This window comes from Luedemannella flava, assembly GCF_039528515.1.
GTDB classification, from domain to species: domain Bacteria; phylum Actinomycetota; class Actinomycetes; order Mycobacteriales; family Micromonosporaceae; genus Luedemannella; species Luedemannella flava.
Map to the genome: position 1 here is coordinate 24901 of NZ_BAAALT010000042.1, position 9692 is coordinate 34592.

Consider the following 9692-nt stretch of genomic DNA (forward strand, 5'->3'; position numbering starts at 1 on the left):
TCGCCGGTATAGTCGGTTCCGGCCATGTTGAAGATCTTTTTCGCGGCGGAGGACATCGCCCGGATCAAGGTCCTGCCTGAACCGGACCCGATCTGGGAGCTCGTGCTGAGCATGTTCCGGCTGCGGGGCCGCAATCTTGACCCGGCCCTGAGCACCTGGCGCGCGGCCGCGCTCGCCGAGCTGCGCCGGCCGTACCTGTCGCGGGTCGACCCGACCCGGCCCCGTGGGGCGCGGTCCGACGCGCCCCGGCCCGATCCGTCGCGCGACCTGCCCCGCGAACTCTCGCTGGTCTTCTCGCTGTTGCCCGTACAGGGGTATTTCGCGGACTTTCTCACGCCGTCCGACGCGGTGGGCGCCGACCTCGACGCGGGGCTGGAGGCGATCCGCGGCACGCCCACACGCCTGTTGCGCGCCGACCTCGACCTGATCGCCGCCGGCAATGTCCTGCCGACGGCGGCCGGCGGCGTGGCGCGCGGCGACGCCGCCACGATGACGGCCCTCACGGACGTCATGCGGTCCTACTACGACGCCGTCCTGGCGCCCGTCTGGTCGCGCGTCGCGGGGGCCTTCGACGCCGAGCGCACCCGGCTCGGCCAGGTCGCCCTCGACGGTGGCGTGGTCGGTCTGCTCAGCGCGCTCAGCCCGCTGATGCGCTGGGACGACGGCGTGCTGCACGTCAACTACCCGGTCGAGCAGGAGCTGCGCCTCGACGGGCGCGGGCTGGTGCTCGTCCCGTCGTACTTCTGCTGGCGGTACCCGGTCACGTTGCGCGATCCGGACCGCGCGCCGGTGCTCGTCTACCCACTCACCCGCCCGCAGGTGTGGGTCGACCCGGAGGGCATCGAGGCCGACCCGCGCGCCCAGCTCGGGGCGCTGCTGGGCCGCAACCGCGCCGCCGTCCTCGCCGCCGTGAACGGCGGGTGCTCGACCAGCGAGCTGGCCCGCCGGGTGGGCGTCTCCCTCGCGGCCGCCAGCCAGCACGCCACGGTGCTGCGCAACGCCGGCCTGGTCAACAGCCGCCGGCACCGGCACACCATGGTCCACACCCTCACGTCGCTGGGTCTGGCGATGCTCCACGGCGGCTGACCGTCACCCGCACGGCGACGGCATCGTCCGAACCGTCGATCCCCGGCGCCCACGCGCTGGCGATGCCCTCGGCCCACAGCGCACACCGCAGCCGGTGCACCGCCACGCCGAGCGTCAGGGCGTCCTCCGCGGTCCCGACAACACCACTTTCGTCGCCGCCGAGGGACCAGCGCACGCCCCCGATGTCGGGCAGGGTCCCCAGCGCGGCGGTGAGTTCCTCGTCGGTGACCGGGGCACCGCCGACGAGCGGGCCGTCGGGCAGCGTCGCGGCCGCGCGGAGGCCGTCGGCGCGGGCCTCGGCGGTGCCGAGCGGGAACAGGTCGGACTCCGCGTCGCGGATCAGCGGCCGGGCGCCCTCGCCGTCGGGCGCCGGGTCCGCGGACCGGGGCAGGAAGCCGCGCACCACGGCCACCGGGACCTGGTCGGTCTTGCCCTTGACCAGCTCGCCGGCGGCGGCCAGCTCGTCGATCACGGCGAGCTGCGTGATGAACAGGTCGTTGCCGTACGCGTCGACCTCGCCCCGGTGGTCGCGCAGCGCCGCGATCCCCGCCGCGCCGATCGCGACGTCGGTGAGCCCCAGCCGCCACGGCCGGCCCATGGTGTCGGTGACGACCACGGCGACGTCCCGGCCGGACAGTTCGCGCAGGTCAGCCCGCAGCTTGCGGGCGGACGCGTCGGGGTCGACCGGCAGCAGCACCAGGTGGCTGGGGTCCACGTTGGACGCATCGATGCCCGCCGAGGCGAGCACGAACCCGTGATGGGTCTGCACGATGCGGGTCGGCCCACGCGTGGCCACGGGGCGGGCGGTCTCGGCCGCCAGCGCGGCGTCGCGCGCGGCGTCGCGCTCCGGCCCGTCTGCGGGTGGCACGGCGACGAGACGTCCCTCCGCCTTGGACACGATCTTGCTGGTCACGACGAGGACGTCCCCGTCGCGCAGCCACGGCGCCGCGTCCCAGATCACGCCGGCGAGCGCGGTGCCGGGCGTCACCTCGCCGATACCCCGCACCGGCAGCACGATCAGCGCGTCCGGCGACCGCGGTGCCGTCTCAGTCATGCCGCCACCCCCGCTGCGCTCCGGCGTCGTCATGTGTTCCCACTGAGCTGATGATTCCCTCGCTACGCTCGGTCATGGGCCACCCCGGCGAGGTGGAGCGCCGCCGCGACCATGCCGGCGGTGGCGTCCTCGTCGGTCATCCACAGCGGCGTCGCGCGTACGCGCAGGCCGTCGGGCAGGTCCGCGACGGCCGCCTCGTCGGCGACGTCCACGAGCCAGCCGTCCAGCACCCCGCCGGCGGACCGCGCGCCGTAGAGGCGGGCCACGCCCGCCGCGCTGCACTCGACGTCGACGGCCGCGAGGCAGGCGTCGGCCATGCCGCGCACCGGCGAGCCGCCGATGATCGGGGACACGCCGACGACCGGCGCGGCGCCGGTCGCCACCGCGTCGCGCAGGCCGGGCACGCCCAGCACCGGCGCGACGCTGACCACCGGGTTGCTCGGCGCGATCAGCACGACGTCCGCCTCGGCCAGCGCGTCCAGCACGCCGGCCCCCGGCTTCGCCGCCTCCGCGCCGACGAACACGAACCGCCGCGCCGGCAGGGCGGCGCGGTAGCGCACCCACCACTCCTGGAAGTGGATCGCCCGCGTGCGACCCTCCACGTCGACGACCACGTGGGTCTCCACCCGGTCGTCGCTGGCCGGCAGCAGGCGCACGCCCGGACGCCAGCGCGCGCACAAAGCCTCGGTCACGGCCGACAGCGGATAACCGGCGTCGAGCATGCGGGTGCGCACCAGGTGGGTGGCGATGTCCTTGTCGCCCAGCCCGAACCACGTCGGCTCCGCGCCGTACTCCGCGAGTTGTTCCTTGACGACCCACGTCTCGCCCACCTGGCCCCAGCCGCGCGCGGTGTCCGCGCCGCCGCCGAGGGTGTACATGACGCTGTCGAGGTCGGGACAGATCCGCAGGCCGTGCATGGTGACGTCGTCGCCGACGTTGACGACCGCGGTGACGGTGGTGGGGGTGCCGGCGGCTTCGGACCGGCGTGCCCAGGCGCGCACCCCGAGCAGGAAGCGGGCACCCCCGATGCCGCCGGCCAGGACCACGATGTGCATCCGACCATCCTCGCGCAGCGTGCGGCCGGTCGTGCAGAGGGGAGGCCGAGGTCACGCGTGAGGCGTCGGTGGGTGACGGCGGGCACGCGCCGTGCGGGGCGGGCGTGGGGCCACTAGGCTCGCGGGCGTGACGAATCCGCCGACCCCGCCCGCCGAAGACCGCGACGCGATCGAGCTCACCCGGCCACTACGGGAACCCGCCGCCCTCGGCCTGCTCGCCGCGAACGGCCTGTTCCTGCTGTTCGGCATCGTCGACCTGCTGATCACGACGCGGGCGTGGGCGGGCGACTTCGGCAACCGCGCGGCGGCGACGTACGAGACGTTCGCCGGGCTGCTGGCCATCGTCCTGCCGCTGCTCGCGGTGCTGCTCGCCACACACCTGCGGCCGGTCGCCGTCCGCGCCAAGCTCATCACCGTGACGGCCCTCGTGGAGTACGCGGTGAGCGCGTTCTTCGGCGGGCTGACCTACATCGCGGCGTTCGCCACCGACATGTCCCGGGTCGGCGGTCCGGGCCTCGGCCAGGTCTTCGAGAACCTGGTGCGCCGGTCGGTCTGGGGCGGCCTGTTCGCCATGGCGGCGTACGTGGTGTTCCGCGTCTGGCAGGGCCGTTACGCCCCGCCCCGCACGCCCAGGCCGCCGCGCGGCTACTACGGCACCCCGACGCCGTACCCGCCGCAGTCCGGCGGCACCTACGCCCCGGGGTACGCGCAGCCGGGCGGCCAGCCCCGGCCCGCGAGCACCGGCTGGCCGCAGGTCCCGCCGCCGCCGGCGCCGACCCACCCCTTCTCGGCACCCCCGCAGCAGCCGGCACCCCCGCAGCAGCCGGCACCCCCGCAGCAGCCGGTGGCCCCGCAGCAGCCGGTGGCCCCGCAGCAGCCGTCCGCGACGGATCAACCGACCGTGCCCGTGCAGCCGCAGGGGCCGGTGCAGCCGGTGCTGCCGCCCGTCCCGGAGCGCTCCGAGCCGGCCGGCCCCACGATCACCGAGAACCCGCAGAACCAGGGCTGACGCGGCGACGCCGACACCGTCGGTCCTGGTCGGTAGGCTTCATGGGTGCATGACGCTCCTGGGGACAGCAAGGCCGTAACGACATCGGGCTCGGCGGTGCGCAGAGCGCTCCGGCGGGCCGCCGAGGGTCGCACCCTCGACGTCACCGAGGCGGCGGTGCTGCTCGCCGCGCGGGGCGACGACCTGGACGCGCTGCTCGCGGCCGCGTCGGCGGTGCGCGACGCCGGCCTGCTGGCGGCCGGCGGGCCGGGCGTCGTGACGTACTCGAAGAAGGTCTTCATCCCGCTGACCCGGCTCTGTCGCGACCGGTGTCACTACTGCACGTTCGCCACCGTGCCGCACCGCCTGCCGGCGGCGTTCCTCGACCGCGACGAGGTGCTGGCGATCGCCAAGGAGGGCGCCGCGCAGGGCTGCAAGGAGGCCCTGTTCACCCTGGGTGACCGGCCCGAGGAGCGGTGGCCGCAGGCCCGCGAGTGGCTGCACGAGCGCGGCTACGACTCCACACTGGACTACGTCCGGGCCAGCGCGATCGCCGTGCTGGAGGAGACCGGGCTGCTGCCGCACCTCAACCCCGGCGTGCTGAGCTGGGCCGAGCTGCAGCGGCTCAAGCCGGTCGCGCCCAGCATGGGCATGATGCTGGAGACCACCGCGACGCGGCTGTGGAGCGAGCCGGGTGGGCCGCACTACGGCTCGCCGGACAAGGAGCCGGCCGTCCGGCTGCGGGTGCTCGACGACGCCGGCCGGGTGGCCGTGCCGTTCACCACGGGCATCCTCATCGGCATCGGCGAGAACCTCACCGAGCGCGCCGAGTCGCTGCACGCGATCCGCCGCACCGCCCGCGAGTACGGTCACATCCAGGAGGTCATCGTCCAGAACTTCCGCGCCAAGCCGGATACGGCGATGCGCGGCATGCCGGACGCCGACCTGCACGACCTGGCCGCCACGATCGCCGTGGCGCGCCTGGTCCTGGGCCCGAAGGCGCGCATCCAGGCCCCGCCCAACCTCATCGATGCCGAGTACGCGCTGCTGTTGCGCGCCGGCATCGACGACTGGGGCGGCGTCTCCCCGGTCACGCCGGACCACGTCAACCCGGAGCGGCCCTGGCCGCAGATCGAGGAGCTCGCGGCACGCAGCGCCGCGGCCGGGTTCACCCTCCGCGAGCGTTTGACGATCTATCCGGAGTACGTCCGGACGGGCGCGCCCTGGCTCGACCCCCGGCTGGCCGCGCACGTCGCGGCGCTGGCCGACCCGGCGACGGGCCTGGCGATCGAGTCGGCATTCCCGGTCGGCCGGCCGTGGCAGGAGCCGGACGCGGCGTTCGTCCCCAGCGGCCGCACCGACCTCCACGCCACGATCGACACCACGGGCCGGACCTCGGACCGCCGCTCGGACTTCGATTCGGTGTATGGAGATTGGGCCGAGGTCGCAGCGCACGCCACGGCGACGTCGTCGCCCGATCACGTGGCCGCCACGTCGGCCGTCGAGCGGTTCGACGGTGACGTGCTGGCGGGCCTCCGGCTCGCGTCGACCGACCCGGCGGCGCTGCTCGATCCGGCCAACGAGGCGCTCGCGCTGGCGTTGTTCGGCGCGGACGGGCCGGCGCTCGACGAGCTGGCCGGCATCGCCGACGGGCTGCGGGCGGCCGTCGTCGGCGACGACGTGACCTACGTGGTCAACCGGAACATCAACTTCACCAACGTCTGCTACGTCGGGTGCCGGTTCTGCGCGTTCGCCCAGCGTGAGCGCGACGCCGACGCGTACCGGCTGTCCGTCGACCAGGTGGCCGACCGCGCCGAGGAGGCGTGGCGGCTCGGCGCGACCGAGGTGTGCATGCAGGGCGGCATCGACCCCGCGTTGCCCCCGACCGCGTACGCCGACCTGGTCCGCGCCGTGAAGAAGCGGGTCCCGGACATGCACGTGCACGCCTTCTCGCCGATGGAGGTCGTCACCGGCGCGACCAGGGCGAACGTCTCCATCCGCGAGTGGCTCACCGACCTGCGCGAGGCGGGCCTCGACACGATCCCCGGCACGGCCGCGGAGATCCTCGACGACGACGTGCGCTGGGTGCTCACCAAGGGCAAGCTGCCCGCCGCCACGTGGGTCGAGGTCATCACCACCGCCCACGAGGTGGGCCTGCGGTCCAGCTCCACGATGATGTACGGCCACGTCGACCAGCCCCGCCACTGGCTGGGCCACTTCCGCGTGCTCGCCGGCATCCAGGACCGTACGGGCGGCTTCACCGAGTTCGTCGCGCTGCCGTTCGTGCACACGAACGCGCCGATCTACCTCGCCGGCATCGCCCGGCCGGGCCCGACCTGGCAGGCGAACCGGGCCGTGCACGCGATGGCCCGGATCCTGCTGCACGGCCGGATCGACAACATCCAGTGCTCGTGGGTCAAGCTCGGCGACGAGGGTACGGTCGCGATGCTGCGCGGCGGCTGCAACGACCTGGGCGGCACGCTCATGGAGGAGACCATCTCCCGGATGGCCGGGTCGGAGCACGGCTCGGAGCGCACCGTCGCGCAGTTGCACGCGATGGCGGCCGCTGCCGGGCGCCCGGCCCGGCAGCGCTCCACGACCTACGCCCGGCTGCGCGACCGCGCCCGGTAACCCCGGAACAGCAGGTACGCCCCGTAGAGGACCGGCCCCCAGGCCACCACGTACACGGGGCTGTCCGACGCCATGGTGATCGCCGTGATCAGCAGGCCGCCGGCGATCCACGCCGCGCCGAACCCGAGGTCCCGGCCGCCGCGCCGCGCCAGCGCCGCCCGCTGCTCGTCGGACTGGCGCAGGTAGTCGGGCGTGCCGGCGTCGCGCCCCGCCCCGCCGGCCCTCTGCCACGGCGCGGCCCCCTGCCACGGTGCGGCCGCCGGCCCGTGCCCGTCGGCCTGCCCGTGGCCCTCGGCCTGCCCGTGGCCCTCGGCCTGCCCGAAGTTGCCGGTTTGCCCGTGGTTCCCGGCGTGCCCGTACCCTCCGGCGTGCCGATAGCCGCCGGCCTGGCCGTGGGTGGTCTGCCCGTAGCCGGCCGGCTGCCCGTAGCCGGTCGATTGCCCGTAGATCGGCGACTGGCCATAGCTCGTCGGCTGGTCATGGCCGGCGTGCCCCGGCGTGGGGTGCGAGGTGGGCTGGCTGGGCACGGCCGGCTGGCCGTAGGCCGGTTGCTGCCACGGCGCGGCCGGCGGTGCCGGAGCCCTGGCTGCGGAGGTCTGCCACGGTGCGGCGGGTTGGGTCGACGGTGCTGCGGGCGAGGTCTGCCAGGGCGCGGCGGGCTGCGTGGCCTGAGGGGCGGCCGGCTGCGCGACCTGCTGCCAGGGCGCGGTTGGCGCCGACACCGGGTGTGGGGCCGGATACTGCGGCGACCCCGGGTGCTGCGGCGTCGACCGCTGGGGTGGCACCGGGTGGTTGGTCCGCGGAGCCGCTGGATGCTGTGGGGTGGCCGGCCGGGCCTGCCATGGCGGCTGGTCGGGGCGTGACGAACCCGTGTTGTCGTACGACACGAGGGTGACCTCCGGGGTCTCGGGTCGGTGCGAGGGTCAGTTGACGGGACGGCCGTGGTAGTTCATCGCGGCGATGAGGTTGTCCATGAACTCGTCGCGGCCGTCGACCACGAGCATCGGGATCGCGAACGGCCTGCCGGTGGTCGGTACGAGTTGGTAGTGCAGCAGCTTGCCGGCGTTGTCGCCCTTCGTGCCGATCACGGAGCGCAGCTCGGACAGCTCCGCCCAGGTGTAGCCGGTCGCCCTGCTGTTGCGTCGGTGCACGACGCCGTTCGTGAAGATGTAGAACGTCTGCGCCCCACGTACGAGCGCCGAGATGCCGAAAGCGAGTGCGGCCACCATGCCGAAGCAGCCGAACAGCGCGAAGAACCGCAGCACGGCGTAGAGCACGCCGTCCGCGTCCTCGCCGATGGCTGCCACCAGGTACATCAGCCCGAAGCAGGCGGCCGCGGCCCCGAAGCTGAGCAGGGCCGTCGTGATCGGGTTGGCGGTGAACCGGGTGCTCACCAGGGTGCCGAGCCCGCGCGCGTGGACGGCGTCCACCACCGGGGCAGGCAGCGGCTGCTGCTGGGCCGGGCCGCCGTTGTGGCCAGCGAAGTGCTGTTCCCCCATGGTCATGACAGCTCCTCGGCGATCGCCCGGATATTGAGCGACCGACACATTAGCAGTCGTCTCTGTCATGATGTTGGCCCGATTGTCCGCCGTCGCACCTGATGTAGGGGCCTACGACTCCCGGTAGAGTCACACCCGCTCGACCACCTCGCCCCATTGGGAGTCGCCATGTCGGAACCGTCCACATCGCACAGTTCGCTTCCGTTCGGCGCGCCGGTGTCCGGCCCGACAACCGGCCCTGTCTCCGGCCTGCCGTACGGCCCGGCGTCCGGTGGCCCGGCGTACAGCCCGGCGTCCGGTGGCCCGGCGTTCGGCGGTCCGCCCAGGGCGACCGTGGCGCGCGGTGGTCTGTTCGCCCGGCTCGGCTGGGAGGCGCTCCTGCTGATCCTGGCCGTCGTCGCGGTCGCCGTCGCGGCGGCCGCGGCCGGCGAGTTCCGCTTCGACGCGGTCGCGGTCCCGGCGGCCATCCTGGGCCTCTATGCGACGGCGCTCTCACTGTCCCTGCGCACCGCCACCCCCAACCTGGCCGTCACGGCCATCGGCGCGCTGTCCGGCATGGTGTACGCGGGCGTCCTGAACGGCGACGAGATCTCCTCCCTGCCGCTCGCGGTCGCCCTGGCGGTCGGCGTGGCGGCGGTTGTCGGAGTGGTGTTGGCGCTGGTCGTCGGGCTGCTGTCCGTGCCATCCTGGGCCGCGTCGCTGGCCACGATCGGTGGCGTGCAGGCCATTCTCATCGCGATCAACGAGGGTCAGCTCGAGAGGGTGGTCGGCGACGGCATCCTCCGCTCGGGCTGGCTCGCCTACGTCCTGTGCGCGCTGGTTCTCCTCGGGTCGATCGGCGGCGGTCTCCTGTGGGCGGTGCCCGGGGTCCGCCGCGCCCTGAGCGCCAACCGCCTGGTCTCCGATCCGGCCGGCTTCAGCGGCGGGCGGCTCGTCGGCGCGCTGGTCGGCCTGGTCGGTTCCAGCGTCCTGGGCGGCCTGGCCGGTGTCCTGTTCGCGGCCCGGACCGGAGCCGCGACCGGCTTCGTGGACTACAGCATGCTGATCCTGGCCCTGGGCGCCGCCCTGCTCGGCGGCGTGAGCACCTACGGGGCCCGCGGCGGCTTCGCCGGCACGGCGCTCGCGGTCATCATCATCGTGGCGATCCAGAACGTGATGAACCTCGAGAACGCGCCCCGCGCGCTCCACCTCGGTCTCGCGGCGCTCGCGGCGCTGGTCGGTTTCCTCGTCGGCCGCCTGCTCGAATACCTCGACGGCCCGATCGGCCCGCCGGCGGCGACGCCCGCCGCCCCCACGCCCACGCCCGCGGCCCCGACCCTCGTCCACGCGGCCCCGGTGCCGTTCGCCACGATGCCCCCGCCGTCCGCGCCGCCGGCCGC

General features: G+C 74.4%; 8 protein-coding genes. 4 read left to right on the plus strand and 4 right to left on the minus strand.

Features of this window, described 5'->3' with window-relative positions; genetic code table 11:
• Positions 1-24: 24 nt before the first annotated feature.
• Complete coding sequence (locus tag ABD211_RS09030) at positions 25-1086, plus strand: ArsR/SmtB family transcription factor (RefSeq protein WP_344128269.1); 1062 nt, start codon at positions 25-27, stop codon at positions 1084-1086.
• Here ABD211_RS09030 and ABD211_RS09035 read toward each other — a convergent pair.
• Together ABD211_RS09035 and cofD are read right to left on the minus strand one after the other, a co-directional pair.
• A complete protein-coding gene (locus ABD211_RS09035) occupies positions 1049-2140 on the minus strand; it encodes a coenzyme F420-0:L-glutamate ligase (protein WP_344128271.1) in 1092 nt (363 codons plus the stop codon). The genes ABD211_RS09030 and ABD211_RS09035 overlap by 38 nt on opposite strands.
• A 62-nt stretch (positions 2141-2202) precedes the next feature.
• Complete coding sequence (cofD, locus tag ABD211_RS09040; RefSeq protein ID WP_344128272.1) at positions 2203-3195, minus strand: 2-phospho-L-lactate transferase; 993 nt, start codon at positions 3193-3195, stop codon at positions 2203-2205.
• A gap of 127 nt (positions 3196-3322) precedes the next feature.
• Between cofD and ABD211_RS09045 the strand changes: the two genes are divergently transcribed.
• Together ABD211_RS09045 and ABD211_RS09050 are read left to right on the plus strand one after the other, a co-directional pair.
• Entirely contained in the window at positions 3323-4204 is an 882-nt protein-coding gene (locus ABD211_RS09045; protein ID WP_344128274.1) for a hypothetical protein, read from the plus strand.
• Positions 4205-4249: 45 nt separating this feature from the next.
• Positions 4250-6814, plus strand: a complete 2565-nt coding sequence (locus ABD211_RS09050) for a bifunctional FO biosynthesis protein CofGH (protein WP_344128276.1) — start codon at positions 4250-4252, stop codon at positions 6812-6814.
• Here the strand turns inward: ABD211_RS09050 and ABD211_RS09055 are convergent.
• Both ABD211_RS09055 and ABD211_RS09060 read right to left on the minus strand, forming a co-directional pair.
• Positions 6784-7536, minus strand: coding sequence for a hypothetical protein (locus tag ABD211_RS09055; RefSeq protein ID WP_344128278.1), 753 nt, complete (start codon positions 7534-7536; stop codon positions 6784-6786). The two genes, ABD211_RS09050 and ABD211_RS09055, sit on opposite strands and share 31 nt — an antisense overlap.
• A gap of 201 nt (positions 7537-7737) precedes the next feature.
• Entirely contained in the window at positions 7738-8319 is a 582-nt protein-coding gene (locus ABD211_RS09060) for a hypothetical protein (protein WP_344128280.1), read from the minus strand.
• A 162-nt stretch (positions 8320-8481) separates the two neighbouring features.
• On the opposite strand from ABD211_RS09060, the gene ABD211_RS09065 reads away from it, so the two are divergent.
• A partial coding sequence (locus ABD211_RS09065) for an ABC transporter permease (RefSeq protein ID WP_344128282.1) occupies positions 8482-9692 on the plus strand: 1211 nt, incomplete at its 3' end.

Excerpts from the sequence above, each read along its gene's own strand:
- ABD211_RS09030 (WP_344128269.1), top strand. The coding sequence starts at position 25 with ATGTTGAAGATCTTTTTCGCGGCGGAGGACATCGCCCGGATCAAGGTC.
- ABD211_RS09035 (WP_344128271.1), bottom strand. The coding sequence starts at position 2,140 with ATGACTGAGACGGCACCGCGGTCGCCGGACGCGCTGATCGTGCTGCCG.
- cofD (WP_344128272.1), bottom strand. The coding sequence starts at position 3,195 with ATGCACATCGTGGTCCTGGCCGGCGGCATCGGGGGTGCCCGCTTCCTG.
- ABD211_RS09060 (WP_344128280.1), bottom strand. The coding sequence starts at position 8,319 with ATGACCATGGGGGAACAGCACTTCGCTGGCCACAACGGCGGCCCGGCC.